Below are 19,510 nucleotides of genomic sequence, written 5' to 3'. Positions count from 1 at the left end.
AGCTGCCGTCAGAAAAAGGGAGGCACAGGCCTCCCTTTCTGTTTTTGGTGCCAGCATTTGGCCGCCCCCAGGCTTGTACCCATGACGTGCTCGTCGCACAATGCCCCCATCCACAGCCGCAGGGGCGGCAAAGAAAGAGAGAAGGAAAATCAAGATGATGGATGTGGCTGATCTGCGTCGTGAATACACCAGGGGCGGACTGCACCGGGCCGATCTGCCGGCCGAGCCTCTCGCCCTGTTCGAGAAGTGGCTGGCCCAGGCGTGCGAGGCCAAGCTGACCGACCCCACCGCCATGGTGGTGGGCACAGTGGATGCCGACGGCCAGCCCTGGCAGCGCACAGTGCTGCTCAAGCACTACGACGCCCTGGGCATGGTGTTCTACACCAACATGGGCAGCCGCAAGGCACATCAGCTGGAAGGCAATCCCCGCATCAGCCTGCTCTTCCCCTGGCACACCCTGGACCGCCAGGTGCACGTGACAGGCCGGGTGGAGAAGATGAGCACCTTCGAGGTGATGAAGTACTTCCACAGCCGCCCCAAGGATAGCCAGATAGCCGCCTGGGTCTCTAAGCAGTCGACCCGCATCTCGGCCCGCGGCGTGCTGGAAGCCAAGTTCCTCGAGCTCAAGCAGAAGTTTGCCAATGGCGAGGTGCCGCTGCCGAGCTTCTGGGGCGGTTTCCGGGTGGTCATCGAGACGGTGGAGTTCTGGCAGGGGGGCGAGCATCGCCTGCACGATCGCTTCTACTACAGCCGCGAGGGGGATGGCTGGCACATAGAGCGACTGGCCCCCTGATGAACATAGCCAGGCTCAAGAACTTCACCGAGATAGTGAAGAACAACTTCAATATCTCGGCGACGGCGGAGAAGCTCTACACCTCCCAGCCGACCCTCAGCAAGCAGATGAAGATGCTGGAAGACGAGCTGGGGCTGGCGCTGTTCACCCGCAAGGGCAAGAACCTGGTGGGCCTGACCCCCATGGGGGAGCAGGTGATGGAGCTGGCCAAGGGGGTGGTGGCCCAGGTCGAACAGATTGGTCAACTTTCCCTCGGTGATCAGCTGGCCACCAGCGGGGTGCTGCGCATCGCCACCACCCACACCATGGCCCGCTACAAGCTGCCGTCGGTGATCACCGCCTTCTCCCGCCGCTACCCTGAGGTCAGCATCCAGCTGCATCAGGGGGCGCCGGCCCAGCTGGCACAGATGGTGCAAAACGGGGATGTGGAGATGGCCATCGCCACCGAGTCCATGCACCTGTTCGACGAGCTGGCGACCATTCCCTGTTACCGCTGGGGGCGCGGCGTTGTGGTGCCCCACGGTCATCCGCTGCTCGACTGCCAGCCGCTGGCCATGGCGGATCTGGCTCGCTATCCCCTCATCACCTATGTGTTCGGCTTCACCGGTCGATCCAAGATGGACAAGGCGTTCGGCCGTCATGGCCTCAGCCCGCGCATAGTGCTGACCGCCACCGACAGCGACATCATCAAGCACTATGTGCGCCTCGGTATGGGGGTAGGCGTGATCGCCACCTCGGCGTTCGACGAGGGGGACAGGGAGAGCCTGGTCTGCCTCAACATAGATCATCTGATCGCCTCGAGCGTGGCCCATGTCTGCCTGCGCAGGCACGCTCACCTGCGGGACTACATGTATGACTTCATCCACCTCTATGCCCCCCACGTGAGTCGGGAGACGGTGCAGTTGGCGCTGCTCAACCAGTCGAGCCCCGCCAGTGCGGCGACCCTGCCCTGGTTGTAGCGCCGGATCTGTGCTGCGGCCCTGAATGGCAGAGGCAAAAAAAGAGAGGCCATTGGCCTCTCTTTTGTTTATCGGTATGCGGGATTAATCGCGTCTGGTCGCCAGATTGACAAAGATCTGGGCGCCGATCAGCAGGCAGTCATCGTCCAGGTAGTAGGGGTTCCCATGCAGGTAGTTGCAGAGCCCCTGTTGCCCCTCAGGCTGCCCTGGTCGCCAGATTGACAAAGATCTGGGCGCCGATCAGCAGGCAGTCATCGTCCGGGTAGTAGGGGTTCCCATGCAGGTAGTTGCAGAGCCCCTGTTGCCCCTCAGGCTGCCCTGGTCGCCAGATTGACAAAGATCTGGGCACCGATCAGCAGGCAGTCATCGTCCAGATAATAGGGATTGGCGTGCAGGTAGTTGCAGATCCCCTTTGCCTGGCAGCCGCTGCCGAGGAAGAACATGGCCCCCTTGCGACCCGGGGTGGCGTTGATCATGTAGCTGAAGTCCTCGCTGCCTGTCATGGGCTGGCCCCGGGCATTGATGCCCTCGGCGGGTAGCACGCCGGCGGCGGCCTGCAGCAGGCGCTCGCAGGCTTCACCATGGTTCTCCACCGCCGGGTAGCCGGCATAGACCATGGTGGTCTTGAAGCCGCGCAGCTCGCTCTGGGCGACCATGTCCCTGAAGCTATTTTTCAGGATCTGGTCGGTCTCGGCGTCCATGGCACGTATGGTGCCACGAGCCTGCACGTGATCGGCGACGGCGTTGGGGATGGTGCCGCCGTTGATCATGCCGCAGCCAAACACCGCCGGGCTGAACGGACTGGTGCGCTTGGCGACTATGTAGTCCATGTCCTCTATGATCCGCACCGCCTCGCGGATGGCATCCAGCCCCTTGTGGGGGGTGGAGCCGTGGGCTGAGATGCCGTGCACATCCAGGGTCCAGGCCGAGCCCCAGGAGGACATGACCCCCTGGTTGAACTTGATGGTGCCCGTCTCCATGGCGCCGTCGTTGTGCAGGGCGTAGATCTCGTCCACCCCCTTCATGCAGCCGAGCTCCACCATCTTCTCGGCCCCCGGCACCCGCATATCCTCCTCCGCCATCTGGAAGATGACGCGAACGTTGTAGCGCAGCCGCTCCCTGTGCCCTGCCAGGAATTTCGCCGTGGTCAGGGCGATCGCCATATGGGAGTCGTGGCCGCAGTTGTGGGCCATGCCCTCGTGGGTGGACTTGAACGCCACCTCGCTCATGTCGTGCATCTCCAGGCCATCCATGTCGGCACGGAAGGCGATGGTGGGCAGGGTGGGATCAACGACCAGATCCCCGTGAAAACCGGTAAAGCCCGGATACTCGGTGATCTTGTAGCCAAACTCCTCCATCAAGCCCCGGCAGTAGGCTGAGGTCTTGAACTCGGCCCCGGAGTACTCCGGGATGCGGTGCAGGTGGTGGCGCACCTCGTGGCTGAAGTCGCGCAGGGCAAGGAGGTCAGGTTCGATATGGTAGTGGTTCATCAGATGATCCCTTGAATGGAGAAGCCGAGTTGGGCAACCAGCGAGGCGCCGAAGAAGCAGCAGGTGGAGACGATCATGAAGATGAGGATCACCTTCCACGACATCTTCTTGAGCTCCTCGAGCTGACCGCCGACGGAGAGGCCGGCGAAGGCCAGCAGCGGCACGCAGCAGGAGAGGAAGGAGATCTTCGCCACGGCGTCGATGAAGAGGCCGCGCACCGGGGTCTCGGGCAGGCAGATGAGGATGCCGATGATGGTGGCATAGGCAAAGGCCGGCAGCGAAGAGGGCAGATAGCGCTTGGCCACCAGGGAGGCGAACACCACCAGGGACATGGCGACGAAGCTGTCACCCATCAGCCAGAGCGGGGTGCCCGTGGTCAGGGTCTGGGTAAACATGGCCAGCAGGATCGCCAGAAAGACGAACCGCATATCCATCACGATGCTCTTCATGCTTTCGCTCCTTTGTCAGTCAGGGCATAGATCTTTTCGGCGAGGGGCAGCCCCAGGTAGGTGAGGGAGAGGGCGCCCAGGGCAGACGAGAGCAGGTTCGAGGCGGCGGCTATGCTCAGTACCTGCTGGGCCAGCGCCTCGTCGAGGCCGTTGATCAGGGCGCCGGAGGCGGCGCTCAGCATGGAGCCTGAGCCCACGCCGGAGCCGGCGGCCAGGGCCAGCGGGTGCAGACCTGTGAGGGGCGCTATGCTGCCGAGCACGCTGAACCAGAGGGTGCCGATGACGGAGCCGCACAGGTAGATGGCGAGCACGCCTATGTACTCCTGGGAGCCGGTGCCGAACTTGCCCTGGATCACCGCGACGGAGGGCTCACGGCTGATGGAGGAGCAGGCCCCGATGGCGCGACGGCCGAAGCCGAATTTCACCGCCAGTGGAATGGCGATGAGGATGGGCAGCAGGTTGCCTATCTCCTGCAGGAAGAGCGGCACACCGACGCTCAGGATCATCTTGAGGTTGGGGATGATCATGCCCGCATACTGGGTACCCAGGATCAGCAGGCTGAAGCCCACCATCTTGCCGCAGAAGCCCTCTTCCTTTTCGCTGAAGAGGCGCTTCCAGCCCGGGATGCGATCCTTGACCGGCTTGGCGGAGACGATCATGCCGATGATGACGGCAAAGAGCATGGGCAGTATGGGGATGATGGCGATGCCTATCCTGATCTCCTGTTTCCCGATGAGGTACTGGGCCACGAAGATCAGCAGGGCGGTCGCCAGGGTACTGACTAACACCGTTTTGAGGGGAGTGGTTTGCTGCATAGTGTGTTCTCTTGTTATGCGTTGTCATTCACGAGCGGCGCTGGCCGCTGCGAGATGGGGGCATGATAGGAAGGGCAGGGGGGCATTAATGTGACCGCCATCAAGCTGGCCATATGGCATTTTTTCATGGGGTATGCCGTTTAACCATGCTAAAGATATGGGTTAACAAACCATTAGCAGCCGGTTATGCTGCGCCGTTCGGCGGTCGCAGGGGGAAGGATGGAACTGTTGATAGAAGAGGCGCTCTGGCAGCCTCGCTGGCAGGAGGTGCTGCAGAGGTGGCAGGGGCAGGGCAACCGTTGGCAGTTGCTGCGCGGCAGGCGCTGCGAGCAAGGGGCAGTGACCCCTGCGCCCTGGGCCGGCTGCCCGCCTGACGGCACCCTCTCGGCCAGCGGCTTGCTCGCCGCCTGGTTGGGGGAGGGTGAGTCACCCCTCATGACGGCCGACCCGAGTCGCCAGATCCTGGTTTCTGCCTCCAGCGTCCTCCTGACCCTGGCCAAGGAGAGCGGCCTGCTCACCCTGGGGCCCAATGGGGCGGACATGCTCCTCGGCACCGATGGGGATCTGGCCGCCGCGCTGCAACGCCTGCTGGCCCGGCGCCTGACCACGCCCCTGCTGCGTGAACCCGGGGGCGCTGCCTCTCCGGCTCTGGTGCTGCGGCCGCTGCAAGCCGCCGACGAGCCAGCCGTCCTGCGCTATTGCTCGGATGAGGCGCTCGCCCGCTACACCCTCAACATCCCCCACCCCTATCCAGCGGAGGCGGCCCGCGACTGGCTCGCCATGAGCGGGCGCAAGGCCGCCCTCGGGCTGGGGCGGACCTGGGCCCTGACATTGCCCATGGTTGATGTGCCGGCTCCCCTGCTCGGGGTCATCTCCCTGCACTGGCACGGCGAGCTGGCCTGGTGGGTGGGGATCCCTTGGCAAAACCGCGGGCTGGCCACCCGGGCGGCGCGGCTGGTCAGGGCTTTTGCCTTCGAGCAGTTGCGCCTGCCCGCCCTGACCGCCCGCCACATGCCGGACAACCTGGCCTCAGGCCGGGTGATGGCCAAGCTCGGCATGCACCATTGCGGGCGGCGGCCCGGGTCGGCGCGCCAACCCGCTGAACTGGATCATTGGCGGCTGGATCGCCCGCCGTGCCTGCCGGACGACCTCAAGGAGGCGCTGGCCCCCTGGCTCGAGGACAAGCGGGTGGCGGTGGCCATCCTTCATGAGGACGAAGTCGGGGGGCAGGAGGTGGCGCTCTTCATGGAAGGGGCCGGGGCGGGCGGTGAGCGGCGCCTCCCCGCAGGGCTGACGGTCAGATGCTATCCACTCGCCTGGCTGGGGCCTGAGGCCCCCGGGGTGCAGGCCCATGGTGGTGGCGTCCTGCTCAAGGACAGGGGCGAGCTTGGCCTCGGGTACCTGCTGCGATTGCTGGAGCCTGGTGCTTGATGCTGGCAACGTCGGCGGGAAGAGGGGGTATTGCGACGCTTGGCGCATGGATTGCCATTCGTTTTCCTGAGTCAGCCCTCCCATTTTCGGATAAAGGCGCTCAAGTCAGGAGCCACTTCTGTGAAATAATGGCCGTCCTGCTGTACGAGGAGTAACGCTGTATGTTGAGAACCGAGCGTCCCGGCGACATGCTGCCAGTCTTTGAGCTGGTGAGCGCCGCCTTTGGTCGTCCCGACGAGGCCGAACTGGTCAATCGCCTGCGCGAGTGTGGGGCCGCCGTGGTCACCATGGTCGAGGAGGAAGAGTACGAGTTCATGGGGCACCTGATGCTGAGCCCGATCACCATTGACGGCCAGGAAGGTCCTTGGCTCGGGCTGGCGCCGGTGGCCGTCCATCCGGACTGGCAGGGGCAGGGCATAGGCTCGGATCTGGTGCGGGAAGGGCTGGACACGGCCCTCGAGATGGACTGGAAGGCAGTGGTGGTGCTCGGCGATCCGGCTTACTATGGCCGCTTCGGCTTCAGGCCCGCCAGCGACTTCGGCCTGCACTGCATCTACGAGGTGCCCGCCGACTGCTTCATGGCGATGGAGCTGCAGCCCGGGGGGCTGGCTGGCCTGCAGGGCGAGGTGCTCTACCACCCCCTGTTCGATGAAGAGCCGGTGGAATAACCGCCTGAATGCCATAGAAGAAGGACCCATTAAGGGTCCTTCTTCATTTCAATCCGTCCCTCATTGGGCCAGGGACTTCAACTGCTGCCTGCCCGGCGGATTGTTCCAGTCGATGGGGCCGTGGGTGAAGCGATACTGCAACCTTGGCAGGCAGAGCTCCAGCCACTCCTCCCTGAAGTAGGCATAGCCCTGGTCCCAATCCGGGTCATTGGCCCAGCCGGTTTGCAGGAAATGGAGCCGGGTGCCCTGACCTTCGGGTACGAAGCGCAGGCTGACCTGGGTCTTCTGCTGGCGGATATGGGGAAACTGGGGCGGGAAATTCCAGCTGAAGCTGAGCAAGTCATGGGGCATGACCGCCATCACCCGGCACCCTTCACTGCCGCGCTCCCCCAGCGGGGCTTCTGGCCTGAAATAGATTTCGAAAGGACCGTTGGGTTCCGGCACCATCAGACATTCCGGCGCCAGGAAGCTGCGCAGACCGCTCTCCGTGGTCCAGGCCCGCCAGACATCGTCGATGTGGGCGGGTACCAGAATGCTGCCTTCTATTTGCTTGTTATCCATAAATCAGTGAACCTCAAACCAGTCATGGACGGGACCCAGGCAGTATAGCCCCTAAGGCGATAAAATAGGCAGCCCTGCGTCACAGCATCACGTATTCAAGAGGGTCCAGCTTGCCGATTTGACACGGCGGCGGTATCCATCGAGAGTGGGAGGCAGTGAGCAGGCAAATCAAGGATGTCTTCATGATCAGAATGATGCGAGATGCAGATGAACCCATGCTGGCGCAGCTGTTCCTCAAGGGGAGGCGGCAGGCCTTCCATTGGGTCGAGCCCTCCCTGTTTAGGCTGGAGGATTTTGCCGAGCAGACCCGGGGGGAGCAGATCTGGGTGGCGGAGAAGGGCGGTACCCCCTGCGGATTCGTCTCCATCTGGGGTCAAGACAGTTTCGTGCATCACCTCTATGTGGTGGCCGACTGGCATGGGCAGGGAATGGGGCGGGCCTTGCTGGCCGCCGGGCTTGCCGGACACAAGCCCCCGGCATCCCTCAAGGTGGCCACCCGCAACACGACGGCGCTGGCGTTCTATCACCGTCTGGGTTGGCAAAATACGGACGAGACCGGTCACTGCGAGATAACGGGCCCCTGGCGCAGGTTGACTCTGGAGGTGGGGGGCTGATTTAGGGGCCCATCTGCAAAACCAACTCCCCTCAGGGTTTGTGTGCGAAATGAGATCAATCGGATACAAAAAGGGCTACTTCTTGCGAAGTGGCCCTTTATAAATCGTTGGAGGTATCTTGCTCTTGTGTTGTTGTGGGCGCTGCCAGTTGTCGTAATCCGTCAGATATAGCTGATATCCTGCTTCGCCTCCTTGTACCCCGTTGCTGGGAGCCGTTCTGTCTTTAGTATCCTGAGCAACAGCTCCATCGGTACGTCCCATCCTCATCACCGCTACCAGCTTTACCAACTCGCTGCTTACTCTGATCGCCCTGCCCATGGTTGACCGCATTGGCCACTATAAGCTGATGCTGATTGGCTCGGCGGGGCTAACCATATCGATGTACTTTGTGAAGTGGGGCTCCTGACAAAGGAGCCTCGAATAGGGCCTAAAGGAAAGAGATCAAACGTCTATGTGTTGACATTGGATAGTGCAGGCGCTGTGCACTAGGGGGTGGTGCAGGAGCTGCACATAGAATCAGTCACTCTTTAGAACCAGTCATTGAACCAAAGATCCCCCCTGGATCCCCCCTGGATCCCCCAAGGGGGAAAAACGTTCTGACAGTGGGGCGCCGCGACGAGGTACCCGTTTGCCGAATGACTGGAGGCCACCGAGGAGCGTGGGGGAGGTGGGCTATTCAGGAGACAGGGCTCCCCAGAGAGCGGATCCTGTTGGAGGCGGCTACGTTCACCGATTACTGGCAGGCGTTGGCTGGTGTCAAGGCCGTCAAGCTGGACAGGGAGAAGACTTGGCGCAACTGGATACGCCGGGCGGCCAGCCCGTTCCGAACCGCTGCACAGCGGAAGCCCTTAGCCAATATCCAGGCTGCCCAGCAGGTCGCTCTGGTACTTCGAGAGTCGGGGAGGGGGGTCTATGACGACAGCACTCCGCTCTAACGAGACGGCAGCCCTGAGTGCCTAGGGGATTCGCTGCTGGTTAGTGCTCGCATGTCGGTATTCATGGTTGAGGAACTGCTGCCGCTGATGGCCGGGATCTGGCCTGGGGGAGCCTGCTCAGGGGCTTCAATGCGCTGCAAATCCGCGAGGCGGTGCTGCAACTTGGGGAGGATGCCGTTCGGCAGTTTGCGCCGCGGCTGGCGGAGGTGAGGGCTGAAATACTCAAGGCCGTGCCTGCTGCAACGGTATCCCAGAGTGGCCCCTGCATATCGATTAGGGCCTGTGAAATGATTGCTGAAGCTCGGGTGTTTCTGCGGAGTCGTAGTGTGCCCGCAGAGGAGGTTGCCGCTGAGCTGCAGAGAGTGCTGGCAGAGAGGCGCAAGCTTGGCGTAGTTGTGTCAGAACAGAGGCAAGCCTAAGGCAATGTTGAAATTGGAAAGATGTTGCCAGAGGTTTGTTATGAGAACCGTAGTAACAAAGTTGTGATAATCAGGTTGGATCCACTGTACTGTGTTGTATATTGAAGGAGATGTGATGATCTCAACGAATGCGGCTTGTTATAAAGTGGCTTCACCTTGCCATTCATCACATTTTGTTAAATTAAAAAAGTGTTCACTTGGATACTCTATGACTTCATAGATGTTATTGTTTTGAATGTTTTCTGTGCTATATCCTTCATGTTCGATGGATCCGTTTATGCTATATCCGTGATTTGATAAATACACCCTTGCAAGAGCTCTGCAAGGGTAATAGCTCTCTTTTAAGAATTCGATCTTTACTTTTGCTTTTACTATACATGGCCGCCCAATTCTCATTAGTATATTACCTGTTTTTTCTCTGCCTACATGATGATTATAAAGTGCCTCACCTCCCCAAAACTTGAAGAAGCGATAAATGCCATAAGGATCTGAACAATGAGGTTCAAAGAAGCAAAACCAAAGCATGTTAGCTCTATTCGTATCACTGGCTTGATTTATAGAAATTAGTTCATGTGCTACTTCGGGGGTAATATCGAAGCAAGATTTCAATCTCAGTATTCTATTCGTGAGCGATTCTATATTTTGAAGCCTCATTCCATTCAAACGAATGTCTTTAATTTCGTAAGGTGTTAGTTTCGTACAGTGGTAACCAACCAATGAAAATGGCTTCAGTATTCTACGGAATTCATAAATGGCTTGGTCAAATTCACTGGCTGAAACTCTATCTTTAGCGGGAGTCTCCCATCCAAAAAAAAGATGGTGATTTTTTTTCTAAATATGAAATAACTTCAGCGGGCCAAGTGGTTTGATCAGATATTATTATCGACAATTAGTAAACACCTCAATTGAAAATGACCAAGTATCACGATGATTTATTTTTGAGTGATTTTAAATGTTGCAGTGTAATTAGTTCGTGTTGTATTTAAAGTGAAATTAAGATGAAGAAGGTGCCGACACAGAGCTGGCACCATAATAGTGAGTGTTAAAGAGTGTTTATGTAGTCGACTCCAATACGACCGCTATAACTGTTCGCAACGTGTTGATATCTTTCTGCATAACCATGCCGTAGTTGTGATTTCAATTTAAAAACTAGAACTTTTTGCGTTATTGCATTGTTAAGTTGAGTAACGGTCTTAAATGTAGTTGCATATATTATTCGTTCACCATTAACAGTCTTATGGTTTCTCAATATAATGTAATCAATTAATGGGATTGATGTTATAGGGTGTGTCACAGAAAAGTACATTCTGCTGCCATTTTCTATAGCAAATATGAACCTTGATTGAGTCGCTTGTTTATTGGCTGTATCAGCATTGACTTTATATAGCTTTATTATTTTCACTAGGCGGTGTGGGTGTAATTTTTCATGATATAAATCATTGCCTTGTGATGGTACCATATCGCAAGCAGCCGACACACATAGATACCATTCTCCATCATTTTCGCATTTTAAGACAGTACCCGTTGATATGTATTTCTCTCTGTAATTTTTTGATGACAAGCTCATATTTAAAGCATGATACATATCGTTGATAAGGTTATGGCTACTCGGTATCCCCATTTCATTGGCACAATAAGTCGCTCGTTTAGTGCTTATTGAATTCTCATCTATAGGTTGACTATTGAACTTATTGTGATAGTAATCAAAGGTGTCATTTATAAATCTATTTAGATTATGGTTATCTTTCAAATTTGTATATATTTCATCAGATATATTCTTGTAAATGATATTTATCAAATCCCTCCTTTCTTTTTGACCATCCAGTTTGATAATTTCATTTAGCCATGCAGCTTGACCGTGAAGATCATTCTCCAAATGCACCTTAAAAGACAGTGAATCTGATATGATTTCATTTTGAATCTCAGATTTTATTATATTATAGTAAGATGGACTCCAGTTTGATAAAGCATTTATTAGGCAATCCCAAATATCTTCTGAATCATCTTCCGTATCCCCTTTATGAAAAAAGGTGACAAATATATTACCAGACTTAATCCACATACAGTCTTCACTTATAAGTGAAGCAATGCTGGTCTGAGTTGGTATGGATGATGCTATATTATATTTAAGAACATGTTCTTCACATATGGCCAAAGCTAATTGGTTCAGATATGGTTGAAAGACTGCTTTATTTTTAATAAATTCTGGATGAGTGAATAAATTCTTCTTGGCTTTTCTTGTGTCATTTGTTTCTATGAAATATTTGATTTCATCAAAAGTTAAAGATAGGGGCCCATTGCCATTAATTTCGGGAAGCGCCGTGTTCTCCCAAAAGTCCGTTACATCATATTCGTTACAACTATCAATTATTTTTGATGCGCAATTGTTTCCTTTAAGACTGGCAAGAGTCTGCATCCAGGCCTCTTTTAAGTCAGCCTGAGTGTAAACAATCACAATATTTAATTGCTTCGAGTTTCTGAGTGCATCAATTATGTTGATTGTTTTAAGCGGATTTTTATCTTCAAGGTGGTAATCAATTATTATGAGGTCTGATTTTCTTATTCTGTCAATGTCTAATTTATCGACGCCATTGTCGATATCGCAAAGCATCCTTTTATTTTGAAAAAACCGTTCAAGATTAGCGGCTCTCTTAGATGCATCTAGTTTAATTAGCTCTGGCTCTGATTTCTCATTCAAATGTTCGATGGACTGCGAGTAAGTAATGAAATTGTCATCTATCAACATTACGGACCTAATCGCATTTTGGCAGTAAGTGTCACGAACTAGCTCTGGATAGCTAACGATATTAGCCATTTACTCTCTCCATCCCATTAAATTCGATAATAAAATTAGCGCCATTCTTTATAAGATAAGGCTCTTCAGCGTCAATATCTGCATACCAAATTTTATGATGAGCAACTGACAGGTTCTCTCTACACAAATATAGCCCCACACCATGTCCATTAGCTCTCTTGCTATAGAATAAGCTGAACAGTTTCTGGATATCATCTTCATCAACCTTGGGTCCAGAATTTGCTATTAATACAAGATTATCGATAAGATCTATTTTAATTTCTCTCTTATCAGAAAAACAAACCCAATAGAGAGCGTTGTTTACTATATTTGTAAAGACAGGATATATTCTTGATGGAACATCCGTGATATTCATAGACAAAAACTCACGACCAAAGAATAAATCAACTCTTTGTCTAGAGAATCTATCACCAAAAAATTTTATTATATGTTCTGATATATTTTTCCCTGTGATTTTTTGTCGTGCTTGATACCCTGATAATTTTAATGGTGATAGAAATCTAATTTGCTCAGTTAATGATTTATGTGCATTGAATGCGAGTTGAAACCCAGGATGCTCTTTTATATTAGAGGGTAATGAGCTTAGGCCTCTTGTCACGAGAGAATCGGTATCTTCTAACTCATGAGAAATAATTTCAACGCTAATTCCTAGTTGTGCTAAAGCATTTAAACTCTTTGTCTTTTCTTCAAGGTAATCTCGTTCCTCTTCAGATAAAGAAAAAGCTGACTCTAAATTTATCCCTTCAGCTATTCTCTCCAATGCTTTAATAATTGATTGATACTTTAAACTAAAATTTTCCAATAGACTAAGATAGATAGAATCTAAACTGTTTAATGCTATTTCAACTTCCCCACCGTTTTCTACTACCTCTAGCACTGATATTGCATCTCTATAATAGATCGCACGATCACTCTTTATATCTGAGTTCCAATTCTCAGTGAGAGCATCTATCTTTGACTGGATTGCTGAGGAGTACTTACTCAGCCTTGAATTTAGCACACCCTGATTTCTTTCAAGGTGTCGCTTCACAAGTTGAGTTGGCTCTAGTTTATTTAAATCGGAGTTTAATTTGTTTAGAGTGGTTTTTAGTTGTGTTACATATTGAGAGAATTCATTGTATTTATCTCGATAGGAACGATATTTATCTTCATAGATGCCAATTTTTGGTGGTTTTATGGGGGTGCGAATATCTATTCTTACAGCATCTAACTCACTAAGCAAAGTATCCGCTTCCTCTATAAAGTGGATGTCATTACTCCGAGAGCTTTCTAATTCATGTTTTAAGCTTACAGCTTTGGAAAAATACTCGTCCAATAATGGAGCTTGTTTTTTTAACGCCTCGGAGAAGCCTTTCTGCGTTGCTTTTCTTGCATTCTGTTGCGCTGACTTGCGTTGTTCTTTTTCTCTTTTGTTAATAGATAAAATTTCTTGCCTATCTTCAGAGTGTTTACCGAAAAACCGATCGGCTAGAGTTATCAGTAAGTCAGATACAATTACTCTAAGCTGTCTTGCTGCTTGATTTCTTATAAAACCTTCTCTGCCTGATTTGTCTTTTAGCTGTTTGTTTTTATCTTGAGATATGCCTATATATCCGAAAAGCCTGCGATTTGACCAATAATAGCGGCCCGCATTTAAAGATCGTCGCTCTTCAATCTGAAAGAAATCATTATCAACTCGTCCATAAGGAAGAACTCTCAACCCATCTCTAAAAACCATTAATCCTGAGTATCTTTGCGCTTTCTCTAGGAGATTACTGTGCTCTCTTTCTGGATGTACTGTATTTTGAAGCAACATCTCAAATGTGCCAAGATGTACTTGAAAGGGGCCAACACCTGACGAATCTACACTAATAGATGGTGGGATTACTACGTCTCCCTTATCTTCACCAAAAGCTTTTATTTTACCCCTAAACCAACCTTTTTCATCAACACTACCAACGACAGTATGCTCTAGTGAATCAAATTCTGCCTTGCCAAAAACATCAAATTGACTGAGGATGCTTCTTTCTCTCCCATCGTTTCTAATTGAATGAATTTGATATGAAAAAGAATCATCATGACTTGTTAATGGGTTAACAAAACCACGTAGTGTATCAACAAGATCTTTCTGAATATCCGTGAGCTCTATATTATCCTTTGCTAGATCACTTGAGTTGGTAAGTAAAGACAGCTCTCTACCTAGATCAAAGAGGAATAGGGCTGTTCCATGAATATCCCCATCGATGTCTGCTACTTTTTTAAGTACGTCACTCCATGGTAATACTAAATTTTTATCAAATTTAACTGACGTGCAAAAATTTATTATTTTATCTTGTGTTGAGATGAACTCTTCTGGATGCTCCGCAAGCTCAAACTCATCTTTTGAATATCGCGACCATGCTCTTTCTACCAAATCGTCTTTTTTATTATTATGAAAATATACATTTTCATTTAATTGCTGAACGAGAGAGTTAAACGTTAACTCAATATCATTGAATTCACTGAACTGTCCTACAGGTATCTTTATATCATCGAAAGATAAATATGGGTTTTCAAATAAGCGCCAGTCTACTAATATCGCTGTAAATGTAGAATCTATTTTTTTTGTGACTAAGAATGTAACTGATGATAAGAATGCTGCGGATAGCCTACCAATTCCTTTTTCACCCTGAGTTTTACGAATTCTCAGACCAAATCTATCGTGTGAACATAATGGTGATTTTTTACTTTTTGATTCAGTGCCAACGATCAACCAGCTATCAACCAGTTGATCTAATGTCATCCCACAACCATTATCAATTAGCCCTCCACATGGGTACTTACTGTCTATAGTGTATAGCACAACATCACGGGCATATGCGTCGTAGGCGTTTTTCCAAAGTTCACTTACCGCAGTGGGACAGTCCGCTATCTGACCTTTTCCTAAATGCTCGATTGTCCGCGCTCTCGCACGAAATGTTAATGTTCCACTCTGCATACGATGATCATCCGTTTGCTTTTAGAATATCTAAGCATGAACTCAGTAAAGCTTTTCCCATTAATACTGGGACAGCATTACCAATTTGCTTGCCTTGACTAATTACTCCACCCAAGAATAGATAACTATCTGGGAAAGTTTGAAATCTGGCTGCATGCCTTAGTGTGATACCATGATTTTCCCAAGGATGAAGAAACCTACCTTTTGACGGATTAAAACAACCTGTTGTAATTGTTGGACCTGGCTGAGAAAGTCTAATACGACCATAAACATCACTATGACCGCGATAGTTGTGATCATGGCATGGTAATCTAAAATCGATGTCATACCTTCCACCATTAATTGGTGTCATAGAAAATCGCTCAATCATATGCTCAGAATGATTCATAGAAATTTGTAACGGATCATTTTTATCGAACTGATGTTCGTTGAACTGGAGGCTGGATGCTGCTTGAGCGCCAATTGCCTCAGCTATAGACTTTAATATGCTTTTCGATGGCTTTTCAAAAACAGAGGATGCATTTAGCCAAAGGGGCTGTTTATTTTCAAAGTGAGTTGGCTTAGGTGGCCATGCATCTAGTGTTAAATCGATGTCATTGCGGACACCGAGAATAAAAACTCGGCTTCTATTTTGAGGTACGCCATAATCTTTAGCGTTTAACTTTAATGGACCAACTATTTCATAGTCGTTTTTTTGGGCGAGAGATTTGAAATCATTCAGATATGACTGATGCCTTTCCCAGAGGAGGCCTGGAACATTTTCCACCAAAAATAACTTGGGTTTATATGCCGCGACAAAATCGAAATATCTTATTAGGAGGTTGTTTCTTGGGTCATCCACACCAGAATTTTTAATCCTATGTGATGAGAAACCTTGGCATGGAGGGCCACCAATAATAATGTCTAGCTCACCTTCTGATATACCGAGTGAATTCATCATAGATATGGGATCAACATCCATAATATCACTATTTAGCAAAAGGCATGGTTCATCTTGCCTATCAACAATGTTTTTCTTATATGTTTCACATGCGTGTTTGTCAAACTCTATAGCTGACAATATTTTTATATTTAGTTCTAATGCTGCTAATGAAAAACCACCTGCACCTGAAAAAAGATCAATTGCTTTAAAACTCATGTTGACTCAACTCACCAAAGGTCAAATTTTTAATAATTATTCATTTTACCGCAAAATCACTTCATTCTCAATTGGAATAAATTGTGAGTTGTTTCGAGATCAGCAGACCACATTGAAGTTATTATTTTTATAAATTTCTGCAGATGATAGAAAAAGATGATTTATTGCATTTTGATTTCAGCTTTTATAGAACGGTACATCCGGGTGTTATAAATATAACTTTATATAAAGTTGCTACGCTACCGCCCTTAGGTTACAGCCCCCAGATGCTGCTTTTGACCTGCGATCAGATGACGGTTCCTTGTCATGGGTAGGCCTTGCATGGAGCTTGGGTACCTTAGTCGAATAGTATCTCATATGGTTCCTTATGTGGAACTGAATAAGCAACGAATCAGGAAGGGATCACAGATTTCAAGGGTTGCCGATGGGGGAGGGGTTGCTCAACTGTAAATGCTAATTGGTAAGCACTGAGGAGGCCACGTAACTCTGGACTAGGAGTACTTGACTGCCAGTGAAATGTTGGGCAAATTTTGAGCGGCTATCGATTGTCCTGTGCTTACGGCATGCCATTGGCATACCTCTGTAACCAACCTTAGGAGAATCTGTATGAAAATGAGCGAACACTCTCGCTTGTGTGATGAGCTGAGTCACCGGCTTGCTGATGCTCACCCAGGCCTAAAACACGAAGATTTGCTGGATCTCGCAGCACAAGAGCAGGGGTTTGAGGACTACACATCGCTCCACAATCTTCTCAAGCTCCTCGGGCCGGAGGGTGTACCGAGCGAAATTGAGATTGCAAAGGCTGGAGGAGACTCTAGACAGTCCCCTTACTTATCCATCTCTACGACCGTGGGCTCTGGATGATCTGAGGCAGATCCAGTTAGCAGCTAAGCATTATAGAGTAATGAAGTATCGGTACCGCCGATATAGCGGTACCAAGTTTTGCTTGCTGTTTTATACTGCGGGCAGAGCACTTCCTGCTTCCATATGATCTTCTGTAGTTATTGTATTGTTTTTTCTAGCTGCTTCAATATTTCCGTATAAGCTTTGTATTGTTTATATGTCTCTCTTACAGTATTTGAATTTATTGTAGAAGTTGCATGTTCAACATAGGTGTCACCATAAATTGACTGATAAGTAATGGTGATGAGTACTTCTTCACCACCTACAAGCCCGATCATCTCCGGCATGCATCTATCCCTCATATCGCTAGTGGTTATCCCAAGAAGAGCAATTTCGTCGCTTGCTTTTATTGCTGTATTCTCCGTTGGCCATCCAGGAGCAAAGCAATCGTGCTTCAACCCTACACTGTCAAGAACTAATTTCCATTGATCAGATGAAAAGCCAGAAGCAACAACCTTTTTTGTACGAACTTCAAACTCCTTTATTATGGCTGGGCCAAGGCCAATATTCGATAGATAGAGTCCATTGCGTTTATTACCACCCTCAACCATTGGTGTTAGTTGAAGAATTGGTTTTACACTCAATCTATTATGTTCTTTTGTTATATTGTTTTGCTGCCATGAAAAAACAACGGCTAATATAGATGCAACTAATGCAATAGTTGATGCAATGTTACTATACGATACTTTACTTGATTTTCGATCCGAAGGTGGTGTATCCACGGTTATCATTAGTCTCAGTTTTCATATGTCTATACATAATATTTATCCAGCCATAAAGGGGTAGCCTCTGAGGCTCCTGAACATATGCAACTGACCATTTGGTGTAGTTTGGGCATAAATCCATTAGTCAGGGCTCAGATCGGTTTTGCCGGGAGAATAGATAACTCCGCGGTGTCGATCGTTTCTGGTGCGTGACAGAAATTATCGATAGTGGGCACCATAGTCAGTGCCGGACCTAGACCACCCGGCTGTGTATGACCAAAAGGACCCAGACCATGACCAAACCACATACCTGAGATCTATCCGCAGCGCGCCCATACGGCCGTACCAGTATTAACAGCACCCTCAGTTCAGCCCCGAGCATATCGAGCTGTTCCAAAAGCTTGTTGGGGAGGGTGTAGCTTGAACGCCTACCCCAAGTATTTCCTCCGGATCCCTGAAATCCGATCCCGTGCTTGTCAGCCTGCCGGAGTACCACTGAATTTAGTACCACAGCCCTTGTGGTACTCATAATGGTACTAAACAAGCTGGCTCCTGGCGACTCCCTCGGGCTTTTTCGGACAACAAAAAACCCGCAAGACGTTGATTCTTGCGGGTTTTTAGTCTTTTTCGGTCTTATTCGGACCATTGTTTGGTGGAGCTGGGGGGATTTGAACCCCCGTCCAAAATTACTACATCCTCGGTACTACATGCTTAGTCACTCTTTACATTCGCCAGCACGCTGCGGAGAGACACGCCACGCATTGACTAGCTCGATTGGTTTTAATGCTTCCGCCCCGAGCAGGACTTCCACACGATCCTGTGAAGGATGACCTTCCAATTCCCTAGGACACAGGCAAGCTAGGGGAGAAGGGCTCAGCGCAGGTTATTAAGCTGCGAGTGCGTAGTTTTCGTCGTTTGCGACTATTTTTTTGCGGTTTGTTAACGAGGCCTACCGCACCTCGGCATGCACCTTGGGTTTCGTGAATCTTGTCGAATCCAGAATCAGCCCCAAGTTGTCAAAAGCGATTGTACGCAAAAATCCTGCCATGGCAAGGCGTTGATGGCAATCGACCGGCAGGGGCCGGTCGATTGCTGGTTTATTGGTCGCCCCACGGGAGCTGGCGACGCACAATCAACCGCGGTTCTTGTTCTTCATGATGCGGGCCTTCTCCCGGTCCCATTCCCGGGCCTTGGTGTCTTCCCGCTTGTCGTGTTCTTTCTTGCCCTTCACCAGGCCGATCTCGACCTTGACCCAGCACTCTTTCCAGTACAGCGCCAGCGGCACTATGGTATAGCCCTGGCGGGCGGTCAGGCTCTCGAGCTTGTCGAGTTCACGGCGGCTCAGCAGCAGTTTGCGGGTGCGAGTCGGGTCACACACCACGTGGCTGGAGGCGGCGTTCAGCGGCAGGAAGCTGGAGCCGAACAGGAAGGCTTCGCCCTGCAGGAAGATGACATAGGCTTCGCTGATGTTGGCCTTGCCCGCCCGCAGGGATTTGACTTCCCACCCTTGCAGGGACAGACCGGCTTCCACGCGCTCTTCGATGAAGTACTCGTGACGGGCGGTTCTGTTGAGTGCAATGGTGCTGGACCCGGCTTTGTTTTTACTGTTCTTTTTGCTCATGACGGGGGCCTTCGGCAATGTTTAGGAAGGCGCATTATACGTGGGTGGCGGCGGCTGTAAAACGCGCAACCACTCGAGTGGCGGCTTTGTGAGCAGTTCGGTGATGTTTTTGGCCGGCAAGGTGATCTCAAGCTGGTCATCAGGGGCTGCAAAGGGGGCAATTGCACGCGTGGCGGCCCGCTGCGCAGTTTCGGCGGTGATTTTGGCTGGCAAGGTGATAAAATCGGCCCGATTGGATG

The 19,510-nt window shown here is 50.7% G+C and carries 17 protein-coding genes and 1 other RNA gene; 6 read left to right on the top strand and 12 right to left on the bottom strand.

Annotated features, from left to right (window positions below):
- The first annotated feature begins 154 nt into the window (after positions 1–154).
- Together pdxH and G4923_RS05865 are read left to right on the top strand one after the other, a co-directional pair.
- A complete protein-coding gene (gene pdxH / locus G4923_RS05870) occupies positions 155–793 on the top strand; it encodes a pyridoxamine 5'-phosphate oxidase (RefSeq protein WP_139744881.1) in 639 nt (212 codons plus the stop codon).
- On the top strand, positions 793–1,752 hold the full coding sequence (locus tag G4923_RS05865; RefSeq protein WP_163136043.1) for a LysR substrate-binding domain-containing protein: 960 nt from the start codon (positions 793–795) through the stop codon (positions 1,750–1,752). Before pdxH ends, G4923_RS05865 begins: the two co-directional genes overlap by 1 nt.
- Before the next feature lie 84 nt (positions 1,753–1,836).
- On the opposite strand, the gene G4923_RS05860 is transcribed toward G4923_RS05865, so the two are convergent.
- From G4923_RS05860 to G4923_RS05845, 4 genes are all read right to left on the bottom strand, one after another.
- Positions 1,837–1,977 (bottom strand): hypothetical protein, encoded by a 141-nt coding sequence (locus tag G4923_RS05860; RefSeq protein ID WP_163136041.1) that lies wholly within the window; start codon positions 1,975–1,977, stop codon positions 1,837–1,839.
- 83 nt (positions 1,978–2,060) lie between these two features.
- Positions 2,061–3,242: a M20 metallopeptidase family protein gene (locus G4923_RS05855; protein WP_163136039.1), complete on the bottom strand. Its 1,182-nt coding sequence runs from the start codon at positions 3,240–3,242 to the stop codon at positions 2,061–2,063.
- Complete coding sequence (locus G4923_RS05850; protein WP_005339141.1) at positions 3,242–3,691, bottom strand: hypothetical protein; 450 nt, start codon at positions 3,689–3,691, stop codon at positions 3,242–3,244. The genes G4923_RS05855 and G4923_RS05850 overlap by 1 nt, the downstream gene beginning before the upstream one ends.
- A complete protein-coding gene (locus G4923_RS05845; protein ID WP_106887450.1) occupies positions 3,688–4,506 on the bottom strand; it encodes a DUF3100 domain-containing protein in 819 nt (272 codons plus the stop codon). The genes G4923_RS05850 and G4923_RS05845 overlap by 4 nt, the downstream gene beginning before the upstream one ends.
- 219 nt (positions 4,507–4,725) lie before the next feature.
- Between G4923_RS05845 and G4923_RS05840 the strand changes: the two genes are divergently transcribed.
- Together G4923_RS05840 and G4923_RS05835 are read left to right on the top strand one after the other, a co-directional pair.
- A complete protein-coding gene (locus G4923_RS05840) occupies positions 4,726–5,937 on the top strand; it encodes a GNAT family N-acetyltransferase (protein ID WP_163136037.1) in 1,212 nt (403 codons plus the stop codon).
- Positions 5,938–6,098: 161 nt separating this feature from the next.
- Complete coding sequence (locus tag G4923_RS05835) at positions 6,099–6,605, top strand: GNAT family N-acetyltransferase (RefSeq protein ID WP_106887448.1); 507 nt, start codon at positions 6,099–6,101, stop codon at positions 6,603–6,605.
- A 60-nt stretch (positions 6,606–6,665) separates the two neighbouring features.
- On the opposite strand, the gene G4923_RS05830 is transcribed toward G4923_RS05835, so the two are convergent.
- Positions 6,666–7,166, bottom strand: a complete 501-nt coding sequence (locus tag G4923_RS05830) for an SRPBCC family protein (protein WP_106887447.1) — start codon at positions 7,164–7,166, stop codon at positions 6,666–6,668.
- A gap of 182 nt (positions 7,167–7,348) precedes the next feature.
- Here G4923_RS05830 and G4923_RS05825 point away from each other — a divergent pair, with 182 nt between their 5' ends.
- Together G4923_RS05825 and G4923_RS05820 are read left to right on the top strand one after the other, a co-directional pair.
- Positions 7,349–7,780 carry a GNAT family N-acetyltransferase gene (locus tag G4923_RS05825; protein ID WP_163136035.1) on the top strand — a complete coding sequence of 144 codons (432 nt, stop codon included), beginning with the start codon at positions 7,349–7,351 and terminating at the stop codon, positions 7,778–7,780.
- A gap of 316 nt (positions 7,781–8,096) precedes the next feature.
- Positions 8,097–8,186, top strand: coding sequence for a hypothetical protein (locus tag G4923_RS05820; protein ID WP_240455264.1), 90 nt, complete (start codon positions 8,097–8,099; stop codon positions 8,184–8,186).
- Between the two features lie 1,086 nt (positions 8,187–9,272).
- Here the strand turns inward: G4923_RS05820 and G4923_RS05815 are convergent.
- The 7 genes from G4923_RS05815 to smpB form a co-directional block, all read right to left on the bottom strand.
- Complete coding sequence (locus tag G4923_RS05815) at positions 9,273–9,743, bottom strand: hypothetical protein (RefSeq protein ID WP_163136033.1); 471 nt, start codon at positions 9,741–9,743, stop codon at positions 9,273–9,275.
- A 433-nt stretch (positions 9,744–10,176) separates the two neighbouring features.
- A complete protein-coding gene (locus G4923_RS05810; RefSeq protein ID WP_163136031.1) occupies positions 10,177–11,949 on the bottom strand; it encodes a response regulator receiver domain in 1,773 nt (590 codons plus the stop codon).
- Complete coding sequence (locus tag G4923_RS05805) at positions 11,942–14,905, bottom strand: ATP-binding protein (protein ID WP_163136029.1); 2,964 nt, start codon at positions 14,903–14,905, stop codon at positions 11,942–11,944. Before G4923_RS05805 ends, G4923_RS05810 begins: the two co-directional genes overlap by 8 nt.
- A 7-nt stretch (positions 14,906–14,912) precedes the next feature.
- Complete coding sequence (locus tag G4923_RS05800) at positions 14,913–16,043, bottom strand: DNA cytosine methyltransferase (RefSeq protein ID WP_163136027.1); 1,131 nt, start codon at positions 16,041–16,043, stop codon at positions 14,913–14,915.
- Between the two features lie 1,001 nt (positions 16,044–17,044).
- Positions 17,045–17,668 carry a hypothetical protein gene (locus G4923_RS05795; protein ID WP_163136024.1) on the bottom strand — a complete coding sequence of 208 codons (624 nt, stop codon included), beginning with the start codon at positions 17,666–17,668 and terminating at the stop codon, positions 17,045–17,047.
- A gap of 632 nt (positions 17,669–18,300) precedes the next feature.
- Positions 18,301–18,660, bottom strand: a transfer-messenger RNA (tmRNA) gene (gene ssrA, locus G4923_RS05790).
- A 122-nt stretch (positions 18,661–18,782) separates the two neighbouring features.
- A complete protein-coding gene (smpB, locus tag G4923_RS05785) occupies positions 18,783–19,271 on the bottom strand; it encodes an SsrA-binding protein SmpB (RefSeq protein ID WP_025326288.1) in 489 nt (162 codons plus the stop codon).
- Positions 19,272–19,510 lie beyond the last annotated feature (239 nt).

Source organism: Aeromonas rivipollensis (assembly GCF_010974825.1).
Lineage (GTDB): Bacteria > Pseudomonadota > Gammaproteobacteria > Enterobacterales > Aeromonadaceae > Aeromonas > Aeromonas rivipollensis.
This window is presented reverse-complemented; position numbering and strand designations above follow the sequence as displayed.

What these genes read in the sequence shown, in the direction of transcription:
- G4923_RS05835 (WP_106887448.1), top strand. Translation starts at nt 6,099, where the DNA reads ATGTTGAGAACCGAGCGTCCCGGCGACATGCTGCCAGTCTTTGAGCTG.
- G4923_RS05825 (WP_163136035.1), top strand. Translation starts at nt 7,349, where the DNA reads ATGATCAGAATGATGCGAGATGCAGATGAACCCATGCTGGCGCAGCTG.
- G4923_RS05865 (WP_163136043.1), top strand. Translation starts at nt 793, where the DNA reads ATGAACATAGCCAGGCTCAAGAACTTCACCGAGATAGTGAAGAACAAC.
- G4923_RS05820 (WP_240455264.1), top strand. Translation starts at nt 8,097, where the DNA reads ATGGTTGACCGCATTGGCCACTATAAGCTGATGCTGATTGGCTCGGCG.
- G4923_RS05840 (WP_163136037.1), top strand. Translation starts at nt 4,726, where the DNA reads ATGGAACTGTTGATAGAAGAGGCGCTCTGGCAGCCTCGCTGGCAGGAG.
- G4923_RS05810 (WP_163136031.1), bottom strand. Translation starts at nt 11,949, where the DNA reads ATGGCTAATATCGTTAGCTATCCAGAGCTAGTTCGTGACACTTACTGC.
- G4923_RS05830 (WP_106887447.1), bottom strand. Translation starts at nt 7,166, where the DNA reads ATGGATAACAAGCAAATAGAAGGCAGCATTCTGGTACCCGCCCACATC.
- G4923_RS05855 (WP_163136039.1), bottom strand. Translation starts at nt 3,242, where the DNA reads ATGAACCACTACCATATCGAACCTGACCTCCTTGCCCTGCGCGACTTC.
- G4923_RS05845 (WP_106887450.1), bottom strand. Translation starts at nt 4,506, where the DNA reads ATGCAGCAAACCACTCCCCTCAAAACGGTGTTAGTCAGTACCCTGGCG.
- G4923_RS05850 (WP_005339141.1), bottom strand. Translation starts at nt 3,691, where the DNA reads ATGAAGAGCATCGTGATGGATATGCGGTTCGTCTTTCTGGCGATCCTG.
- G4923_RS05800 (WP_163136027.1), bottom strand. Translation starts at nt 16,043, where the DNA reads ATGAGTTTTAAAGCAATTGATCTTTTTTCAGGTGCAGGTGGTTTTTCA.
- pdxH (WP_139744881.1), top strand. Translation starts at nt 155, where the DNA reads ATGATGGATGTGGCTGATCTGCGTCGTGAATACACCAGGGGCGGACTG.
- smpB (WP_025326288.1), bottom strand. Translation starts at nt 19,271, where the DNA reads ATGAGCAAAAAGAACAGTAAAAACAAAGCCGGGTCCAGCACCATTGCA.
- G4923_RS05805 (WP_163136029.1), bottom strand. Translation starts at nt 14,905, where the DNA reads ATGCAGAGTGGAACATTAACATTTCGTGCGAGAGCGCGGACAATCGAG.